The sequence below is a fragment of the Clostridioides sp. ZZV14-6153 genome (assembly GCF_020657855.1).
Lineage (GTDB): Bacteria > Bacillota > Clostridia > Peptostreptococcales > Peptostreptococcaceae > Clostridioides.
The window spans coordinates 1-22,009 of the sequence record NZ_JAGWCZ010000027.1; the positions used below are offsets into that span (position 1 = coordinate 1).

Below are 22,009 nucleotides of genomic sequence, written 5' to 3' on the forward strand. Positions count from 1 at the left end.
TTTAGTCTATCTGATATAGAGTTATCTATTACTTTTCTTCTATATTTTATACACATAACTAAGTGATAGTGTAACAAGAATACTGAATGATTATTACTATCTAATTTCATTGTAATTACTTCCTTTCAGTTTTTACTACTGATTTTATAATACAATACATTTTTGAAAATCAAGTAAAATAAATAACCTATCGGTTAGGCTTACATCTTCTACCTCCTATGGCGAGGAAGAGGAATTTCGCCATTATAGGTTAAATTAAAATAACATTTGCGAATTTTAAATTAAATTCATTTATATGTTAATTGTATTTTAAATTTTTCCATATTTCAACCAAATAATATCAAATATATTGATTATAGTTTAAATTTTAAATAATTCGTAATATTATTTAGTTTACGATTTTTACCTTACTTCTATCTAATACCATTTTAAGAGAATTTTCAACAGTTTCAATAACATCTTTATAACTCAAATATATGTTTATATAAATATAATCTTCATCTAAATTGTATTCAGTTACTCTACAATACAAGAGTTTTCCTCCATCTAATAAATTACTCAAAATATAATTATCTTTTCTTGGAACATAGCCTATTACATATCCAGTTTCTCCAACTATTCTGATAGCATTTTCATCATATAAATTATCTTTTTCTCTGTTTAGATAGTATATCTTACTCTTCTCCAATTCCTTTTCTAGATATTCTCTATTTCTAAACCTTGAGCCAGCAACAGCTACTGAAGTCAAATAAATATCTTTACCATGCTCATTTACCTTCAGCTTTTTAGTATTTACAAATTCTTTTTTTAAATTATTACTTTCATATAATAATCGTCTTAACTCATCTTTTAATTTGATATTTTTTCTTTTTCATAAGCTTCTTTAACTATTTGCATTTCTTTAAGAGAAAGTCGCTCTCTATACCTCTTTAAAATATTTATAGATTCTTTACGTACTTCATTTATGTTTCCAAAAATTCCTTTTAAAGATAGATTCTTTCCTTCAGGGTATAGTGATTTACTACCTTTAAGGACAATAAAAAATAACATATCATCGTAATATTCTTGTGTTAATTTATTTTTTTCTATGTCTTCCATTTTTCCAATTAACTCTTTTGTTTTAAATGTTTTTTCAAAAAAGTCTAATAACTTTAACTTACAATTTGCACTTCCCTTTTTAGATATATACCAATACACCTCAAAATCTCGAATATCTTTATTTAAATATGGCAATAAATCATCAAAAGATAAACGTACATCATAAATTTCTGACATTTTTATCATATCTTCTGTCTTTCCATCGGCTTCATTTAATGCTTTAAAGAATACACTTTTCCACTTTTCACTGAGTAAAACATTATTCATTTCTTTCTTAAATTCAACTTTATCACAACTTACTTTATCATCTTCTAAAACACCTACTGCTATTAAAAAAATAGAATATAGACTATCAAAGCTAGTCCCATAGCTTGCTACAATTGGCAGAAATTGATTCACTAATTCCACTTTATTCCCTATATATTTAAATTCTACACTTAACAAATAATTGCATATAAGATGTGCTAAGTTGTTTACCTTATCTTTATCTAAATCTCGTCTTTCAAGATATTCGCTTAAATCTACTGTAGAAATAATATAGTTCATTAGTAATCCTTCATATTTTTTATCTTTATATCCTTCTTCGATTAAATAAGAGGTTATTTTAGAATCTAGATTTTCTATATTAACAATGGCAAATACTTTTATTGAACCTGTAGATATTCTAGATAGATTAAACAAATAGGTATTGTAAAATTCAAGTTTTCTAATAGTATTACTTAAATAAAATATGTATTCTCCAGATTTAGAAAATGTATCAACTACTTCTCTTATATTGTCTACATCTAAATAATTTTCACTTAAAACAAGCCCAAGTTTTACATACTCATCTTTTTCACTTGTATATATTAAATCCTTTGTTAGCTGATATAACCACTTTTCATCAATTATTCTCTCCTTTATTAGAGTATTTATCTTTTTCATAAAGATTTCAAAATAACAAATTAGAGACTTATGATTATACTCCTCTAACATGTCAATTTTATTAGATTCACTTCTATAAATATTTAAAATATTCTCTACCAAATTATTTGCAAGTTCTACTTGTTCTCTTAAAGGTATCTTTTCGTATATACATAAATAATTCATTTCAAATGACTCTTTATATCCATCATAATCCTTAATCTTTTGTAGTTGCTTAAAAATACTGCCCACTAAATTATCCTCCTTTACATTATTATAATTTATATTGATTATACTACTTATTTTAGTGAATTTACATTTTTACACATAAAAAAATATTACTAGAAATTAAGATTTCCAGTAATACTAATTGTACAAATATTAAAGTTACATCGCTTAACAATGATTTTGTTAAGTTGAAATTTATTTTTTTAAATACATACTCATTTTAAATTAGAATTTATTTATCAAGTTCCATTAACTTTACAACTAGCTCTTCACAAATTTCTTTTATTGTTTTATTATCTGTATTTACAATAATATCTGCTGATGCCATATATTTCGCTTCTCGTCTTTTCATCAAATCAGATATAAATTCAACATTCATATTATTATTAAGTATTGGTCTTTCATCACTATGTTTAACACGTTGAAGAATAGTTTCTGGACTTGCTGTTAATAAAACAATTCTTCCACTTTTTTTCATATATTCTACGTTTTTATCTCTAAGTACGATTCCTCCCCCACAGGAAACAACTAGTCCTTCTCTTTGTTGAAAACTTATTAATGCTTGGCTTTCAAGATTTCTAAAATATTCTTCCCCTCGTTTTTCAAATATTTCAGAAATACTCATTCCTTGATGCTCAACTATATATGCATCTGTTTCTACTTGCTCCATTTCTAATAGATGACTCAAGTATGATGATACAGTACTTTTTCCGACCCCCATAAATCCAACAAGCATTATATTATAAGAGAATAAATTTTTAGCCTGTATTTTCTTACTATTTTTTACTATATATCTAAAAATATCTATAATTTCATTTTCAAACTTATGACCTTTTAGCTTCTCAATCAACGCTACTTCTTTTTTATTTTCATAGTCTGGCTGTAAAATGGGAATACCTTTTTCCTTTTTAATATCAATAATACCCTTTATACATTCCATTCTTTTCTCAAGTAAATCAATCAGCTCATCATCATATAAATCTATTTTTTCTCTTATTTTTTCTATATTTTCCATTGTGACACCTCTTCTTTCAGACATGTTAAAATTAAAAATACTTACAATTATATTATACTAATGTTACATATTATAATCATGTACTTTTTCTTTTTCATATCTCATGTTTACAAACAATGCAAGTAAAATTCCAACAAACGTTATAGCTACATTAAATAATACAACGTATTTTGGACCATTTACTCCACCAGATTTTGTAATAAATCCAGCTATATTTAAAATAACATAGTTAGCTATACTAGATGCAATCATAACTATAGATGTTATTTTTCCTTTATTAGTTGGAAACATTTCATTTGCTGTCGATGTAGTCAATTGAAGCACACCACCTGCTGCTGAATAACCTATTACAAATCCTCCTATCATACAGATAGTTGGAGTCTGAACAAAGTACACAATTAATAACATAATTGAAGCTATCACAGGATAGATAACAAGTATTCTTATTGGCTTAACATATTTTTTTATAAGTACAGAAGTTATTAACACTGCAAAGATTACTCCCATTGAATAAAAAGATTGAATTTTTGTAGGGTCAGCCATACCATATAATTTACCTAATTCTTGATTACAATTTAGCCATAGTACAAATGTAGATGTACATGTAAATCCAATACAAACAAGAGCTATACTTGTTGGTGTAAACTTCATTTTTTCTGACTTGACAGCCTTTCCATTATTATCAATAACATTGTTAGCTGGAGGAAATGGCAATACAGCTATTAAAATTGCATCTATAATAATAAGAACAGCTGTTACTATAAAAATAACTTTAAATGATATTGAATTTGCTGCAACAAATCCAATTATAAAAGGAAGTAAAAATTGCGCTAAAGCTATTGTGAATTTAGTAAACATATTTGCTATTGTTCCTAGACTAGCAAATATCTCCATGCAAGAAGGTGTTACACAAGTATCTAAAAATGAGTTTGCTGCGCCTCCAATTATTGCAAATATATACGCTATGTAAAAATTTGGTGAAAATACAATTCCAACAAAGAAAATTGCATGTAGAAAATTACCTATAAGTCCACTTACCTTTCTTCCATATTTATCTGAAATAGGGCCTGCAAATGGATATGATATAAGTCTACCTAACCCTAATGCAGCAATAACAGCTAAAACAATACTCACATCAAGAGTTCCATCTGATAAAGTCTTAGCTCCCCACATAGATGCAAATTCTGGTTTATATTGTCCTAAAATTGAAATTCCAATACCAAGTAAAAAATATGAAAAATACAAAGCTATGGCAGTAGGATAGTATTTTTTATTATTCATAGTTATTCTCCTATTCTCGTTAATTTCTTAACATTTTTATATACAATAAACGCATTCCCATAATGGGTTTAAAGAATAGTTAAACTTTTACATTTAACTAGACCATCGATACAAAACCCACTATGACAATTTGTAAAGTAATATCAAAACATTGAGATACATATATTCTACATTATTAAAATATTATTTTTTCGTCTATTTAAAGTATAATTCTTTAATTTCTTCTACAGGCATTTCCAATCCAGTGTATAGATTAAAAGCTTCAGCTCCTTGATATAATAACATTCCTAACCCACCAATAGCTTTACAACCATTAGCTTCAGCATCCTCAATCATTTTTGTTTTATTTGGATTATAAACAACATCTGTTACAACTAACTCTTTTCTTAATACACTAACATCTTTTATATTAGTTTCATTGTCATGAGGTTTCATCCCAATAAGCGTTGCATTTGTCAAAATATCACTTGATGATACTTCTTCATAAAGTTTTTCTGTGTCTGCTAAATCATATAAATTAACAATACATCCTGGTACTTCTTTCTTTATATTTTCAATTGTTTGTTCCGCTCTTTTATAAAAATCATCCTTAGCATTGAAAATAGATATTTCTCTTGCTCCATCTAATGCACATTGTACTTGTATAGCAGTTGCCGCACCACCAGCACCCATAATTGTAAGTTTTTTACCCTTTACTTCAACTCCATTTTCTTTTAAATTACGAACGTAACCCACACCATCTGTTATATGTCCAATTAACTTTCCATCTTCATTTACAATTGTATTGCATGCTCCAATTATACGAGCTGCTGGAGAAAGTTCATCCATATATTCTGTAACAGCAGTTTTACATGGCATTGTTACATTTGCTCCTTTTATGTTGAACGTCTTTATAGCTGAAAGTGCATCTTTTACCTTGTCCACAGTAATATCAAAAGCTAAGTATCTATAATCTAAATCTAATTTTTCAAAACTATAATTATACATTAGTGGTGATTTAGAATGCCCAACTGGTGTACCTATTAATGCGAATAACCCTGTTCTACCTGAAATTTCCATAATTATTATATCCTCCCAATATCATCAATTTCTTTGCAAATAATCTATTTAATTATTTGCAAAGAAACATCTATTTAATTTCAACTATATATTTAATGCTACTTCAAAAGCTTCTTTTGTTGCATCCAATGCTCTACGAGCCTTTACTGCATCCCCAACAACATAAGTTTCATTCACAAATTTCTTTACTTCTTCGCTTAATGGGTCATAATTACGAGAACCCATAGCAAGCACTACTGAATCAAACCCTTTTAAATTATCTTCTGTTCCATCTGCAAGTGAATAGTCAACTCCATCGTTATAGAACTTAGCAACTTTAGCACCAGTAACAGTATGTATATTGTAACTTTTAAAATCATCCATAAGGAATTTACGATGTTCAGAAATTACATCTGCACCAACTTGTTCTCTTAATTCAATAACAGTAACATCATGTTCTTGTTCACCAAGGAATGCTGCCACTTCACAACCAACCATTCCACCACCAACAACAAGAACTTTCTTTCCACAAGATTCTTTTCCATCAAGAAGATCAACTGCATGTATTAATCCTGATTCATTAATTCCTGGTATAGGAAGTACAAGTGGAGTTGCACCAGTAGCTACAATAACTGCATCAGGTGATTTTTCTTTTATAAACTCTACTGTAACTTCTGTATTAGTGTATATTTTTACACCATATTGATTACATTTTGAAATATAACTACGAACTAAATTAGTGATATCTCCTTTACCTGGAGGATATGCAGCTAAACGCATTTGCCCACCAAGCATTTCAGATTTTTCAACTAGAGTTACCTTATGCCCTCTCTCAGCACATACCCATGCTGCAAGCATACCTCCAACACCGCCACCAACAACAAGAACTTCTTTTGTAGTTTCAGCTGGTTTAAGTTCAGCTTCATGACCTAATATCGGATTTGCAAGACATGCTATAGGCTTACCTTGGAACATATTTGGTACACAACCTTGTAGACATGCAATACATGGTATCATTTCATCTAACTTACCATTTTTAGCTTTGTTAGGCATGCCTGGGTCAGCTAAACTTTGTCTACCAAATGCAACTAAATCACATCTGCCTTGACGAACCATCAATTCAGCAAATTGAGGCTCTGTATAGCGACCAACAGTTATTACTGGTATACTCACAGATTTTTTTATTTCTGTAACTAAATCTGCACTAAATCCAGCATGAAGAACTGTAGGAGCCCACATATATTCATCATGTATATGTATACTACGTGAAACATGAAGTCCATCTACTCCACAATCTTCTAAATAAGCTGCGATTACTGAGCTATCATGTACATCAATTCCACCTAAAATATCATCTGTACTATTTATACGACATAGTATTGCTATAGAATCTCCTACCTTTTTACGTATATTTTCAATTATAAGACGAGGTAATCTCATTCTATTTTCAAAACATCCACCAAATTCATCTACACGTTTATTTGTTCTTGGTGATATAAAACTACTAACTAAATATCCATGAGCACAGTGAACTTCAACAGCATCCACACCAGCTTTTTTTGCACGTAACGCAGCATCTCCATAAGATTCTATAAGCTCATATATTTCTTCAGTTGTTATTGCTAATGGTGTATTACGTCCATTTGATGCAGGTATTGCAGAAGCAGCTTTTAAAGGATACCCTGCAATTTTTTCATTTCCTTCAGAACCAGCATGTTGTAATTGTATAGATACTTTTGAACCAGCATTATGACAGGCATCTATTACATTTTTGAAACTATCTATTGTACTATCATCATACAAACAAGGTTTATGAGGTCCTCCTTTAGCTTTCTTATCCACAACACTAGATTCTATAGTTATTAATCCAAAACCACCTAAGGCACGTTCAAGATAATAAGCCTTAGAAGTTTCACTTAAAGTACCATCTGTGTTTGCAAAATTATTTCCCATTGGAGGAACTACAAAACGGTTTGGAACTATCATTGAACCAATTTTTATAGGTGTAAACATAGAACTAATCTTCATAAGGTTTTCCTTCCTTTCAAGTTTTATATTTTTTTCTTATATTTTTATGCTTCATATACTTTAATATCGAATAACTCTATTTTTATTTTGGAGATACTTCTGGCCATGCTTTATCTAATACTTTTTTAGTTGCCTTAAATACAGTCTCAGCTGCAGTTGATAATCCTTTAGCTACTAAAGAATCAGATATTACTTCAACGCCTATAACTTCTGGTGATATATTATGTTCTTTGATTATTTTTACAAAATCTTCTGTATTTCCATATCCTTCACCTGGAGCTACACGGTCATGTAGTGATTCATCTCTAAGTTTTTCATAAGGTGTCTCTAAAACATCACAAACTTGAATTGATACTATCTTTTCTGCTGGAACAGGGGCAAGGTCATCTACTGTTTGTTTTGCTCTAGCCCAGTGCCATGTATCTAATATAAGCATTGCATTTTCACGGTTACATCCTTTTACAACACGCCAAGCAGTAGCTAAATCTGGCACACCGCTGTATGGCATAAACTCAAGTCCTATAATAAGTTCTCCTGCTCTATCACATAATTCTCCCAATGCAGTTATAATTTGTTCTTCTGGTACCATTTCTAATAGACCACAATTTATATGTTTAACATTAAATAAACGAGCCATATGATAAACATTTTGCTCTTTTTCTTGTTGTGCTTCTGTTCTATCTTCTTTAGTTCCCCATTGAGTTATATATTCTACTTCTGTAACTTTCATATTATATTCATCAAGAATTGAAAGCATTTCTTCGTCTGTAACTCCAGCATTTTTTGCATCTACATAATTTTCAGCACGTAATCCAATACCATCAAATCCAGCTTCTTTTGCAATGCGAACTCTGTCGCGAAATGAAACTTCTGTACCTAATGTATAAGAACTAATAGTAATTGGAATGTTAATATTTTTTTGATTATCCATAATTTAAATATGCCCCCTTTAATTTCTTTATAATTAATCTTTTTTTTGATTTTATTTTTTTATTTATTCTACTAGTAGTATCATTTTACTTTAAAAACAAAAATATTTTTTTGATTTATCTTTATCTAGATTTTATAAATTTATTGTATCATGAGACTTTGTTAATAACAAATTGATAATTTCCTATCAATTCATAGATTTTGTTTATAGATTTTATTGATAATATAATTTATTAATGTATTCCTTAGCTCTATCTATCTAAAATTTAAGACAAAAAACGATAAATTTTTTTAAAAGCTTTTATTATTATGCTGTAATCATATATAATAAAAATGTGAAAAACTTCTTTAAGGTCAACTTCTTTAAATACATACAAATAAAAAATACGATACTCATGAAAGGATGAACAAAAATTGAATTTATATCACTTACGCTATTTTGTTACATTGGCACATTTAGAGCACTATACAAAAGCAGCAGAAAATTTATCTATAACACAACCAAGTTTGAGCCATGCTATTTCTTTGTTAGAAAGTGAACTTGGAGTGTCTCTATTTGAAAAGGAAGGTAGAAATATAGTTTTAACTAAATATGGTAAAATATTTTTAAAAGATGTGGAAAAATCATTAGAAATCTTAGACTCAAGTGTAAAGTCACTAAAGATAACTGGTACTGGTGAAGGGCAAATTGACTTAGCTTTCCTTAGAACACTTGGTACAGACTTTATACCTGATATGGTTCATAGATTCTTAAAATCTAATCCTGATAAATCAATTGACTTTAAATTCCATACAGGTGTAACTACTGATATTATCCAAGGTCTTAAGGAAAGAAAATACGATATTGCTTTTTGCTCAAAACTTGAAAAAGAGAAGGGAATTGAATTTATACCTGTAGCCAAACAAGATTTAGTATTAATTGTACCATATAGCCACCCACTGGCTACAAAAGATACTATAGATTTAAAAGAAACAATACCTTATCCTCAAATAGTATTTAATCAAAGAAGTGGACTTAGATATATAATTGATGACATGTTTAAAAAAATAAATCAACAACCTAACATAGTTCATGAAGTAGAAGAAGACCAAGTAATTGCTGGATTAGTTGCAAAAAATTTCGGCATAGCTGTAGTCCCAAATATGTCTATGCTTAAGTTTACAAAAGTAAAAGTAATTCAAATCGTTTATCCAAGTTGGGAAAGAAATTTTTACCTAGCAGTTATAAAGGATAGATATTTACCACCTGCGATTAAAAATTTCAAAAACTTTGTCATTAAAAATGCTCAATTATAAGAATTAATAAAAGAGGTTATTTTTAAATAGTCTCTTTTTTAGTATTTCTTCCAAAATAAAAAAATCTATACTTCTAAAAGTATAGATTCTTAACTGACAGTCGGCATCCGAGTCCCAGCAATAATCGTTATATAACAGCAACTGTATTTCAATTCCTGAATAACTTAGTTACTTATATTATATCAATTTTCTAAAAATTTGTCAATCTATCTATCTCATTTTTTCAAGCCATGGTCCAACAGGCTCTATAATTGGAACTTCTTTAAAACCCCAATTTCTTATGTCATTTAAACTAGTTGGAGTGTATATTTTACTTCTTACAGATTTAAATATTTTATTTTTTTCCCCATATTGTATACATTTTGGATTTGCTTCTATTAATCCTCTTCTAGCTCTACTAAGAGGATTACATAGAATATCAGCTATTTCTAAACCCTCTTTGTAATCTACATCTTCCTTTTTTGCAATTATAAAACCTTTTACCTTATCTCTTAACTCTTCATCTATATCTAAATATATTGTTCCATTATTAAAAACATCAAAAAATGCCTTTTGTACTTTTAAATTTGAAACATCATCTCTTGATTCAATAACTATTCTTGCAGACTCTACATTTTCATTATTTACAAATGAATAGAAATTTTGAAGTACATGTATAAAAGCCACAACATAAGGTTCCTTTGAAGGTGCATAATATTTTTTTAATCTAGTCTTATCTACTGTTACTGATATTATGGTGCACTCTAGTTTAGATAGAAATAAAGGTAATTCATCATAAAATAACTTAATTTGTGAATCATCAAACCTTTCAAATGCTCTTGACTTTCTGGATATGTCAGTCAAGTGTATTCCTATATTACTAGTTCCAAAGCAATACTCTTTAAATGCATCCATCTCTTTCCTTAAACAGCAGACATAATCACCTTGACTCACTGCATATTTATATTCAAAAATTACTCCTGTTAATGTAAATGGGTCCTCATGATTTATATCAGCTCTCCCACTTTCATCAATAAACATTATATACTTCTTCTTTATAATTTCACTCACCCTCTTAACATATGATGATATCACCTATATTTATTTTATATGAGTTTTGAAAATATTCCAAGATTTTTAGATAACTTAAACTTAATTTTATAATAAAAAAATTGAGATATAAATAATCAAAGCTTTAGGCTGTTGAATTTTACATCTCAATTTCATTTTATACATTAGTTATATAGTTTTATTATTTTCCAAGAATATATATTAATTTATCCATGCCTATATAAGATACTCCTCCTCCAATTTGATAAGGAGTTTCAACTCTTTTATTTGCAAATACTCTATTTTGTTCTGATGATAATCCTGAATTATCCATTAAAACTATTGGTGAGTGTAATTTTGCAGCTAATGGACCAGCTGATAAAGCATCTACTAAAGCATCTGATTTGCTAACTAATACAGATTGTAAATCAGTATCGCCATAGAATTTTTCTATAACTTTAGCATTGGTATCTAATCTGTCATTTCCATATATTCTATTTCCTGAAACATCTTCAGTAGTTATTTCATTCATCTTAGCTATTGCTGAATCATTGATTGCATTTGGTCCACCTATAAAATATGCATTTTCTAATTTTCTTTCTGTTAGCCATATATAAGATTCTTCTGTAATTCCATCTTTCTTAACTAATATTATAGGTTGTTTTTCTTCTCCAGCTTTAGAAGCTACAGATAGAGCATCTGCTTCTCCATTTCCAGAAACCATATAAGCTGTCTTTATTTCTTCTCTGTTTCCAAGTTCATTAGCTATTCTTATAGCAGTTTGATATCTATCTTGGCCTGATATTCTCTTTGTCTCTGCATTAAAAGTAGTCTTTATTTCTTGCTCTAATTTAGAACTTATTGCATTTTCTCCACCTATTAAAATTACTGTTTTAGGTGCTAATGAATTCATTTCTGAAATAGTTTCAGTTGGTAATTTATCTGTATTAGTAAGTAATATTGTTGCGTTGTAACTACTTGCCAAAGGTGTTGCTGTTATTCCATCTGCTATTGCATTTCCATTTACTAATACAACAGTATCTGAACTATCAGCACTCCAATTTCCAACTTCACTTATTTTTTTAGCTGTATCAAATCTATTTGCTCCTATAACTGTGTTCCATGTAGGGTTTATTGTTCCATCTTCATTGAAAGTATAATCTTTTCCATCTATTTTTTGAGTTCCTGTTAACATTTTACCTTCTTTGTCTAAATAGTAAGATTTACCTTCTAATTGTTGCCATCCTGTTTGCATTACTCCTGTTTTATCAAAGTAATACTTATTACCATCTATTTCTTGCCATCCTACTACTGATAATCCATCATTTCCTAGATAGTATTTCTTGCCATCTTTTTCTTGCCATCCTGTTTGCATTACTCCATCTGAATTAAAGTAATAAGTTTTTCCATCAATTACCTTCCATCCAGATACTCTTACTCCATCAGTTCCTAAGTAATATTTTTTGTTATTAATTGTCTTCCATCCTGTTTGCATTACTCCTGAAGCATCAAAATAATACATTTTTCCATTTACTTTTAACCAACTATTTTTTTGGTATGTTCCATCAGATTTTACATAATACTTCTTACCATTTTCTGTTTTCCATCCTGTTTGATTTAAGTTTATCTTATATTTTGCTGCTATTTTAGTATAACTGTCATTACTATAATCTATAATTACATCTGAACCTACTGGAACTTGGTCAAATAACCATCTAACCTCTTTATTATGCATTCTTATGCATCCACCAGAAATGTGTTTTCCAATAGAACTTTCATTGTTATTTCCATGTATCCCATATGTATCTCCATAAGTTCCTTTTAATGCTAATCCCATCCATCTATCTCCTAATGGATTTTTTGGACTTCCTCCAGGTATATTTCCTTTATAATATGGTCTATTTTTTATCTTGTTAACTACCTTTGTTTTACCTGTTGGTGTCTCTGAACCTTTTTTCCCTGTTGCAACTTTAAATTCTTTTACAAGCTTGCTATTTACAAAATATCCTAGAGTATTTTTTCTTGAGTTTACTATAATTACATGTTTACTGGCTGCACTTGATTCTGGTACGCCACATGCAAATACTAAAACTAAAGTCATTGCTAGTACTAAATACTTTTTTAGACTTTTTTTCACTATAACTTCCCCCTCTTTTAGAAACATAACTACACGCCTCTAATTATAACATAAAATTACCAATATCTTGTATTTACAAATTTGTTACATTTACCCCATTAATATTCATTTTATGCCTCGTATCCATTTGGATTCATACTTTGCCATCTCCAAGAATCTTGACACATTTCTTCAAGTTCATATTTAGCTTTCCACCCAAGTTCTTTCTCTGCTTTTGATGAATCTGCGTAACACATTGCTACATCTCCAGCTCTTCTTCCAACAATTTTGTATGGTATCTCTTTTCCACTGGCTTTAGAAAATGCTTTAACTAAATCAAGAACACTATATCCTTTACCAGTTCCTAAATTATAAACAACAAGTCCTGGATTTTCTTCTAATTTTTGTAATGCCTTTACATGACCAGCAGCTAAATCTAATACATGTATATAATCTCTAACTCCAGTCCCATCATGAGTTGGATAATCATTTCCATACACACTTAGTTCTTTTAATTTACCTACTGCTATTTTTGTTATATAAGGCATTAAGTTACTTGGAATTCCATTTGGTTCTTCACCAATTCTTCCACTCTTATGAGCACCTACTGGGTTAAAATATCTTAAAAGTGCTATATCTAATGACTCATCTGCTTTTGATATATCCACTAACATCTGCTCTATCATAAGCTTCGTTCTTCCATATGGATTAGTTACAGAAAGTGGGAAATCTTCTAATATAGGACAAGTATGTGGATCTCCATATACGGTAGCTGATGAACTAAATACAAATTTCTTAACACCGTATTCTCTCATTAATTCAAATAAATTTAATGTACTTATTAGATTATTGCTATAATATTCAATTGGTTTTTCTACTGATTCTCCAACTGCTTTTAAAGCTGCAAAATGGATAATAGATTCAATATTATTTTCTTTAAATACAATGTGCATTTCATTTTTATTGGTTATATCAATATTATAAAACTTTACTTGTTTTCCAGATAGTTCGCTAATTCTATCAACTACTATTGAGTTGCTATTACTTAAATTGTCAACTATAACAACTTCATAACCTGATTCTAAAAGTTCTATTGCTGTATGGCTTCCTATATATCCTGCTCCTCCAGCTACTAAAACCGCCATAGTAATTACCTCTTTTCTAAATTTATTTTTCGCTTACTTTTTTTCTCATATAATCCATTAAATCATCTTTTAGATTTTCTCTTTTTAGAGCAAAATCTATTGTCGCCTCTAAAAAGCCAATCTTATCTCCCACATCATACCTTCTTCCTTCAAAGTTATAAGCATAAATAGCCTCTTGTTTTCCAAGAGTTTGAAGTGCATCTGTTAACTGTATTTCTCCACCCTTTCCAGGTGTTTGTTTCTCTAATATATCAAATATTGCAGGAGTTATTATATATCTTCCAAGTATGGCTATGTCTGATGGTGCTTCTTCAATTGCAGGCTTTTCAACCATATCTTTAACTTTGTAAACTCTATCTTCTATATGTTTTATATCCAATATTCCATATTTGTTTGTATCTTCTTTAGCTATCTTTTGAACACCTAGTACAGTTGTTTTATATTCATTATAAGTATCTATTAATTGCTTTAGACAAGGCACATTTGAGTCTACTATATCATCACCTAATAATACAGCAAAAGGTTCATCACCTATAAAACTTTTTGCACAGTAAATTGCATGTCCAAGACCTTTTGGCTCCTTTTGTCTTATATAGTGAATATTTACCATATTTGATATATCTCTTACCATTTCTAGCATTTCTGTCTTACCTTTTTGTTCTAATTCTAACTCTAATTCAACTGATTTATCAAAATGGTCTTCTATAGATTTTTTATTTCTACCTGTTATTATAAGAATTTCTTCAATTCCTGAGTCTATAGCTTCTTCTATTATATACTGTAAAGTTGGTTTATCTACTATAGGAAGCATTTCTTTGGGCTGTGATTTTGTTGCTGGTAAAAATCTAGTTCCTAGCCCTGCTGCTGGTATTATCGCTTTTTTTACTGTCATCTGCATTTTTTCACCCTTCTTCGTAAATTTTCTCTTGTACCAAATTAATATACCATATTTATACTTTTTCTTCAAACTCTATATTATCCCAATTCTTGACATTACAAGAACATAAAGGTAGATGAAATTTCATCTACCTTTAGTTTTTATAAGTTAATATATTATATTGTCTATATTATACCTAAAACTCACATAGGTACTAAATTTCATCTAAAATGCCCTTTATATCACTATCTATATCATCATCCAAATATGAATCTAAATCTTCTAAATCCACTTCTAATTCTTGATATGTCATGTCAACACTTACATCTTCATCTATATCCATTTCTGATATTAATTCTCCTAAGATGCTATTTCCATCAGTATCTAAATCTCCATCTATATCCTCACTTATATAGTTTTCATTTAAGACTTCATCTAAATCAATCTCATAATAAACTTCATTATTTTTTTCATCACTTGAATTTAGTCCTAAAAATTCATAATTAAAATTCCATACATTGTATTTACTTGACATACTTCATTCCTCCTGTGAAAAACATATTTTCATCTAGCTTATTGGCTCCGTAATCAACAGAATTATATATTTTTTCAATTATGTCTTTTCTTCTTTCATTTGTATTATTATTTAATGTCAATTGTCTAAATACATATGTATTTGTTATTCTCTCGAATAATACTTCTTTTATACTATCATCATTAATATTTTTATAGTTTTTCCATAAGACTTCAAATAACTTAAACATCTCTCTACTAGTTTCATCCACATAGTAAGGATACATATTTTCTACTAAATGATTTAATCTTGATATAGCTTGTTTTAAAAATACATCCAAGTTTGCACTTTCACTTTCCTTTAACATCCTATAATTGTATCGCTTCTTATCTTCACCTGATATTACAAATATAATATTATCTAAACTTTTTTCAACTCCATCTAAATAACTACTTATATTGTATGATAAATCAAAGAATAAATTTTTAATCTGTCTAAATACTTGTACATCAAGTTTTGCATTATACTTTTCAAATAACTCTATCTCTTGATTTTCTAATATTCTTGGAGTATAAGCTGATATTAAGTCTAAATTATTTCTCTGTTCTTGTATCTGATTATAAAGTGCATTTATGACTTCTATTCTTATTTCATCATTCAATTCTCTTTCTAATACTTTATCAAATTCAGATTTCATGTAATAGATATTTCCAAAGAAATTAAATATTATCATATCATTCATAGCTTTAGACCAATTTTTATATAAAATCTCAACAGAAACATCTTTAAGTAGTGGTTTTTTTGCATATATAAATACATCTTGCATAAGTTTTTGAACCATACTTCTACTTAAATTTAAAATTATTTTTTGATTATTAAATTTTATTTCTGTTTCTACAAAATTAGAATTTCTACTTTCAATTTCTCTATTAATTACAATATCTTTGACATCACTATTTTTTATAGATATAATTTCTTTTTGGAAAGATTTCAGTATCGTTAAACTATTAAAATCTTCTTGGATAAAAAATGGGGCATGCTTTAATGTATATCCTACTATTTCATTTTCTATGTCTTTTAAATCCTCTATTTGCATAGCTTCTTTATTTTTATCATTTATGTGCAAGTTAAATACATTTTTATTATCATATAATATAATGTCTTCTCCTAAAATTAACTTTGAACAATTATCTTTTGTTGACTTAACAATAGTTTTTTTAGACTTCTTATTTATAAAAATAAGTTGATCCTGATATTTTACTAAAAGCATATTTGTGTTTTTATAATCAAATCCATCTATGTTTCCTGATATTTTACAGAATACTATATCACAATCTTTAGGAAGATTTCCTATTTTCTTATTATCTTTAACTCTCTCACTTAAATCGGCTGGAACTATATTTTCTATATTATTATTAAATATAGAAACAGACCTTACTATAAGACCTTCTCTTTCCATATGAAAATAACCCTTTAGAGAAACTTTCTTATCTTCTAAAATATATCTTTCTATATCATCAAAGTTTATTTCAAATCTATTTTTTCCACTGATAAATATAAACTTTTCGTTATCTTTATTAATTCCACCCATATAAAATTTATTATCATCTAAACTCAAGATAGTCATGTTGTCTTTTAAATAAAATATAAATTCTCTTTGGCTCTTACAGATTAAATCATATTCATCTAGAGTTATTTTCATAGTTAAACTTGCTGTAACATTCTTACTTGAATTCTCACTTTTTATATAAAAAGGCAAGTTATCTCCATAAATAATTATTTGAGAACCTTCTAAAACTGCTTCTAACTTTTTTTTATTATCTGAAAAACTATATATATATTTTACCCCTGATTCATCATTAACTTCATCTGCTTTGCTGATTATAATATTACCTAAATTTGTTATATGAAGTTTTTTAGATTCTTTTGAATATCTACTGATACCACTAAGCTCAAATCCGTCTGAAAGCTCATATATAATTTTTTCTCCTAATTTCAACATACCTTCACCGCCTAAACAAAATTATAATTATTTTCTAAAGATGGACAAAATGCCTCAAAATAAATAATATTTTTTAATACTTTTTATTTTGAGACATAATTTGTCCTTATTTTATAAATATCCTAAGCACCTTCAACTATTTCTTCATAAAGTTTATCTAAATGTTTAACATATTCACGATATCCAGATTTATTTCTTAACTCACTTCTTAAATCTTCATATTTTTGTCTAAGTTCTTCAGCACTTAATGAAGGAGCTGATTCTTTCAAATCTTCTAATTTATAATCATAGTACTTATCATACATCGCTATATATGTATCAATAGATTTCTTAGCTAATTCATTACATTTTTCTTGTGCTTCTCCATATTCAGAATAATCACCTATCTTCACTTTATAATATCCATTCTCTTGAACTATTGTTGAAGAAATACCTTTAGCTTCATATTCTTTTGCTGTTTCTTTTGCTGTTGCTTCAACTTTAAGTGAACCTGCATAGACAGTATAATATACACCTTTACCATCTTTATATGCTTCCATTTCTTTTGCTTTCTTTTCAGCTTTTTCTTTTTCTTCCGCTTTTGCCTTTTCTTCTGCTTCTTTCTTTTCTTTTTCAGCTTTTGCTTTCTTTTCTTCTTCTGTTTGTTTGTTGTTAGCCTGTTGCTGAGTTGATGCCTTTGGAGGTGTATTGTCTTTATCATTTTTCTTGTTATTGCCTACTGTTATAAAGTATCCTACACCAACAATTGCCACTATAACGATAGCTATAATAGTCTCTTTTAATCTGCTTTTTTTAGAACCAACCTCTTCATCATCTATAAAATCTTCTTCATTTGATTCATAATTTTTTATTTCTGTTTTCTTTTCCTTAGAATTAGACTTAGGAGAATGTTTGGATTTTTTACTATTTTTTTCTTTCTTGTTAATAGGTATTACTACTGATTTTTCACTTTCTACCTTTTTTTCTTCTGCTTCTTTTGATATTTCATCACCTAATCCCTTACTTTCTTTTTCAGATTTAGGCTCATTACTTGCTGATAGTTTTTTATCTAACTCATTATTATTTATTGGTTTTTCTATTTTTATATTGCGCTCTTCTTCTAAACTTTGGTTTACTTCTTCTAAGTTTTCTATATTGTCCTTAATAGATTCATTAGGTTCATCTGTAACTGCATCAGAAGTATTACCTAGGCTAATTTCTTCTTTTTCAGTTACTTCTACTACCTCCTCTTTTTTGCTTTCTTTTTTCATAAATCCAAATAATTTATCTTTTTTTCTACTCTTTTTATTTTCTGATTCAATTATCTCTTCTTCATTTACATCATGCTCTTTTTCAATATTCTCTTTATTTTCTAGAACATTCTCTATATTGTCATTCTTATTAATTACGTCTTCTTTAGCATCTTCCTCTTTAGTATCTTCTTCTATAGAAATGCTACTTCTAAAGCAAACATCTTTATCTGCATTTTTTATCATATAAATATATTCTTCAATATCAATGTCTTTATTTTTTCTAGTTCTCTTTGATACAATATCGTGATTTTCTAATTCAGAAGATTTATCTTTTAGAACAACGTGTGCTTCTTCCCAAACATCTTCACTAATTTCTGTTTTATTTTTAATTACATAATCTATGAATTCCTTAAAATTTTCAGCACCAAATTCTCCAATTATAGTTAGTCTCATCGCACCTTCTATAAGATCTCTATTTCTTCTCTTCAAAAATTCTAATGCAACTGTTGCACAAACAAAGTCTTTAATAACTTCTCTACCAAAACCATAGCCTTCAACATAAGGAAGTTCTTCTAACCCACATAATTTTTTATATTCATTATATACAGTTTGAGATATACTTTCATCATTTAAACTATTTAGTTTATCCATAAACTTTGCTTCTACATCATTTATCTGTGGTTCTTTTCCTAATTCTGACTTTTTAACTGAATTTAATAAAACATCATTTTCTGAATTATCTTTACCTAATTGTAAATCCTCAATTTCTGTTGCTTTTATATCTTCACTACTTTGTTCAGAACTTTCTTCTATATTTTTAGGTACTACCTCTTTGCTACTAGCTAATATCTTATTTACACAGAATATTATTTCTCTTTTTAGTTCTCTTTTAGCATCAGCTTGATTCTTAAGAAATAAACTTGCACAATCTTTCTTTTCTAAGCTTATCTTTCTAAGTGTTATATTAAGAAGGTCTTTATATAGATTTAGAACCTTATAATCCTTTTCTAAACGTCTTCGTCTCTCTGATAGGTCCATTTTATCATAAGCTAAAAAACTACTTAAATCGTTGGCTTTTAGACAGTCTAAACCATCCTTCATTGCCTTATTTACATACTTTCTACATTTAGCTGTAGTCAATTCTAAGTCTTTCTCTAATTCATCTATTTCAGGTATGTATTTATCTACTATCCATTTCCCGATAAGTGGTTCTGTATTTCTTGCTAATGTTTTATAAAACAATATATTAAATTTTAAAAGCTCAGCATATTTTGCTTCGTTGAATTCTACTTTTTCAAATTTCTTTTCTAAAACACCTTCTAATTTTTCATTTATCTTAGACTCTTGTTTTAAAAAACTTGCTGTGACATTTAAAACAGTATTTCTTATTATATTATTTTCACTCAAAACCTTCACTCCTTAAATCAATTATTTTATTGTGATATTTACATTATGTAAAATTACTAATTTGATTATGATATTTTAATAATTAGTTACTAAATTTACTACATCTTATATAATATCATATTATTTACATCATTTTACTTTTTCTTTTTATATCTATCTTATATTATACCATTTTTAATATCTGTACTAACTTATATTACAATATTCCACAAAATTTTGAAAGTAAATTAGACAAATTTGCAAATAAAAAAACATCAGTTTAAACTGATGTTTTACCTATCGAAAAAATTAAGCAAGTCTATAAGCGGAGTTCTGTATTAGATAATCATCTTTCTAGGCTTATTGTCACCAATAAGCTCAAGCGACCTACCTACCGGAGAGTACGAGCAGCACTCTTTATTCCTATCTTGGTCTTGCTCCAGGTGGGGTTTACATAGCCAACTAGTCGCCTAGCTGCTGGTGAGCTCTTACCTCGCCTTTCCATCCTTACCACATAAGTGGCGGTTTATTTCTGTTGCACTATCCTTAGGATTGCTCCCACTAGGTGTTACCTAGCACCCTGCTCTATGGAGCTCCGACTTTCCTCATGTAAAATTACATGCGATTATCTGGCTTACTTAATATTCATTTTACTTAGCTATATTATCATAAATCCTTAAGTATGTCAAAGTAATATTATACTAAAAATTTAAATTTCTTCAAAAATAGTGTAATATAGGTATATAAACTATTATTTATGATTTGAGGTGGAATATTGAAAAAATTATATAGGGTAATAATTAATATTATACTAATATTAGTAATAATCTACAGTGGATTTAATATATACTTAAAACTTAACAAATACAACTATGATACTAAAACATCTGCTCAACTTCAGAAAAAAGAAAATAAAAAAGAAGACTTATCAAAAATAAACAGAGATTTTAAATTTTGGCTTTCTGTTGATAATACAAACATAAATTATCCAGTTGTACAATCTAAAGATAATTCTTATTATCTTGACAAAAACTTTTATGGTAAAGAATCTATCTCAGGTACATTATTCATGGATTATAGAAATAAATCTCTGGATGACCAAAATGTTATAGTATATGGACATAATATGAAAAACAAAACAATGTTTAATAATCTAAATAAGTTTAAAGATGATGATTTCTTTAAAGAAAATAATAGAATAAAAATCACTATGGATGGAAAAGAATTATTATATGAAGTATTTTCTGCCTATATTGTAGAATCTGATTATGATTATCTAAAAACAAGCTTTAATAGTGAATCAGACTATCAAAAATACATAGATGCTATTACTTCCAAATCATTACATAAATCAAATATTAAAGTAAATAGCAAAGATAAGATAGTTACACTTTCTACATGCACTTATGAATTTGATGATGCTAGAATGGTAATCCATGGCAAGTTAGTTTCAAATTAAATATACATATCTTTCTACCAATTCTTACACAAATAATCAAAATTTTGCGTTAAGGTATTCACATACAGATTAAAATAATTATTTTAATCTGTATAGCTATTTCTTACTTAAATTTATCAACTTCTTGTCTATTTATATAAACTATATATATATAAAAGAATAAATATATTACACAATAAAAAAGACTATGTTTTTAACATAGTCTTCACTGGAGCTGGTGATAGGAATCGAACCTACAACCTGCTGATTACAAGTCAGCTGCTCTACCGTTGAGCCACACCAGCACACTTATTCTATTATGAGTTAAATTAACACTCTAAAAACTGCATATATATTTTAATTAATGAACATCAAGTAAATATTGGTCAAGTCCTCGACCTATTAGTATCGATAAGCTAAATACATTGCTGCACTTACACCTTCGACCTATCA

General features: G+C 28.3%; 17 protein-coding genes, 1 tRNA gene and 1 other RNA gene. 2 read left to right on the plus strand and 17 right to left on the minus strand.

Going from position 1 to position 22,009, the window contains the following annotated elements:
• The 8 genes from KGF46_RS18955 to KGF46_RS18990 form a co-directional block, all read right to left on the minus strand.
• The coding region (locus KGF46_RS18955) for a transposase (RefSeq protein WP_227857097.1) at positions 1-110 on the minus strand (110 nt) is incomplete at its 3' end.
• A 278-nt stretch (positions 111-388) separates the two neighbouring features.
• On the minus strand, positions 389-748 hold the full coding sequence (locus tag KGF46_RS18960; protein ID WP_227862234.1) for an HIRAN domain-containing protein: 360 nt from the start codon (positions 746-748) through the stop codon (positions 389-391).
• A 101-nt stretch (positions 749-849) separates the two neighbouring features.
• Positions 850-2,253 (minus strand): restriction endonuclease, encoded by a 1,404-nt coding sequence (locus KGF46_RS18965; protein WP_227862235.1) that lies wholly within the window; start codon positions 2,251-2,253, stop codon positions 850-852.
• 208 nt (positions 2,254-2,461) lie between these two features.
• A complete protein-coding gene (locus KGF46_RS18970; RefSeq protein ID WP_227830336.1) occupies positions 2,462-3,244 on the minus strand; it encodes a shikimate kinase in 783 nt (260 codons plus the stop codon).
• A 63-nt stretch (positions 3,245-3,307) separates the two neighbouring features.
• Entirely contained in the window at positions 3,308-4,525 is a 1,218-nt protein-coding gene (locus tag KGF46_RS18975) for an MFS transporter (RefSeq protein WP_227830337.1), read from the minus strand.
• Positions 4,526-4,720: 195 nt separating this feature from the next.
• The gene (gene aroE, locus KGF46_RS18980) at positions 4,721-5,584 is read right to left on the minus strand and encodes a shikimate dehydrogenase (protein ID WP_227830338.1); all 864 of its coding nucleotides are present in this window, start codon (positions 5,582-5,584) and stop codon (positions 4,721-4,723) included.
• Positions 5,585-5,668: 84 nt separating this feature from the next.
• Positions 5,669-7,591, minus strand: coding sequence for an FAD-dependent oxidoreductase (locus KGF46_RS18985; RefSeq protein WP_227843047.1), 1,923 nt, complete (start codon positions 7,589-7,591; stop codon positions 5,669-5,671).
• 82 nt (positions 7,592-7,673) lie between these two features.
• Complete coding sequence (locus KGF46_RS18990; RefSeq protein WP_227830340.1) at positions 7,674-8,522, minus strand: sugar phosphate isomerase/epimerase family protein; 849 nt, start codon at positions 8,520-8,522, stop codon at positions 7,674-7,676.
• 413 nt (positions 8,523-8,935) lie between these two features.
• Between KGF46_RS18990 and KGF46_RS18995 the strand changes: the two genes are divergently transcribed.
• On the plus strand, positions 8,936-9,817 hold the full coding sequence (locus KGF46_RS18995) for a LysR family transcriptional regulator (RefSeq protein ID WP_227830341.1): 882 nt from the start codon (positions 8,936-8,938) through the stop codon (positions 9,815-9,817).
• A gap of 210 nt (positions 9,818-10,027) precedes the next feature.
• On the opposite strand, the gene KGF46_RS19000 is transcribed toward KGF46_RS18995, so the two are convergent.
• From KGF46_RS19000 to rnpB, 8 genes are all read right to left on the minus strand, one after another.
• On the minus strand, positions 10,028-10,837 hold the full coding sequence (locus tag KGF46_RS19000; RefSeq protein ID WP_255287899.1) for a DUF3800 domain-containing protein: 810 nt from the start codon (positions 10,835-10,837) through the stop codon (positions 10,028-10,030).
• A gap of 211 nt (positions 10,838-11,048) precedes the next feature.
• Positions 11,049-12,983, minus strand: a complete 1,935-nt coding sequence (locus KGF46_RS19005; protein ID WP_227862236.1) for a cell wall-binding repeat-containing protein — start codon at positions 12,981-12,983, stop codon at positions 11,049-11,051.
• Between the two features lie 110 nt (positions 12,984-13,093).
• Positions 13,094-14,107, minus strand: a complete 1,014-nt coding sequence (gene galE, locus KGF46_RS19010; protein WP_227830344.1) for a UDP-glucose 4-epimerase GalE — start codon at positions 14,105-14,107, stop codon at positions 13,094-13,096.
• 22 nt (positions 14,108-14,129) lie between these two features.
• Complete coding sequence (galU, locus tag KGF46_RS19015; protein ID WP_285891649.1) at positions 14,130-15,005, minus strand: UTP--glucose-1-phosphate uridylyltransferase GalU; 876 nt, start codon at positions 15,003-15,005, stop codon at positions 14,130-14,132.
• A gap of 193 nt (positions 15,006-15,198) precedes the next feature.
• The gene (locus KGF46_RS19020; protein WP_227432352.1) at positions 15,199-15,519 is read right to left on the minus strand and encodes a hypothetical protein; all 321 of its coding nucleotides are present in this window, start codon (positions 15,517-15,519) and stop codon (positions 15,199-15,201) included.
• Positions 15,509-17,500: a hypothetical protein gene (locus KGF46_RS19025; RefSeq protein ID WP_227830345.1), complete on the minus strand. Its 1,992-nt coding sequence runs from the start codon at positions 17,498-17,500 to the stop codon at positions 15,509-15,511. The genes KGF46_RS19020 and KGF46_RS19025 overlap by 11 nt, the downstream gene beginning before the upstream one ends.
• A 122-nt stretch (positions 17,501-17,622) precedes the next feature.
• On the minus strand, positions 17,623-20,148 hold the full coding sequence (locus tag KGF46_RS19030) for an SPOR domain-containing protein (RefSeq protein WP_227850893.1): 2,526 nt from the start codon (positions 20,146-20,148) through the stop codon (positions 17,623-17,625).
• Between the two features lie 276 nt (positions 20,149-20,424).
• Positions 20,425-20,759, minus strand: an RNA gene (gene rnpB, locus KGF46_RS19035) — RNase P RNA component class A.
• A 134-nt stretch (positions 20,760-20,893) separates the two neighbouring features.
• Here rnpB and srtB point away from each other — a divergent pair.
• Positions 20,894-21,577 carry a class B sortase gene (gene srtB, locus KGF46_RS19040; protein ID WP_227830347.1) on the plus strand — a complete coding sequence of 228 codons (684 nt, stop codon included), beginning with the start codon at positions 20,894-20,896 and terminating at the stop codon, positions 21,575-21,577.
• Between the two features lie 209 nt (positions 21,578-21,786).
• Here srtB and KGF46_RS19045 read toward each other — a convergent pair.
• A tRNA-Thr gene (locus KGF46_RS19045) sits at positions 21,787-21,861 on the minus strand.
• Positions 21,862-22,009: the final 148 nt, after the last annotated feature.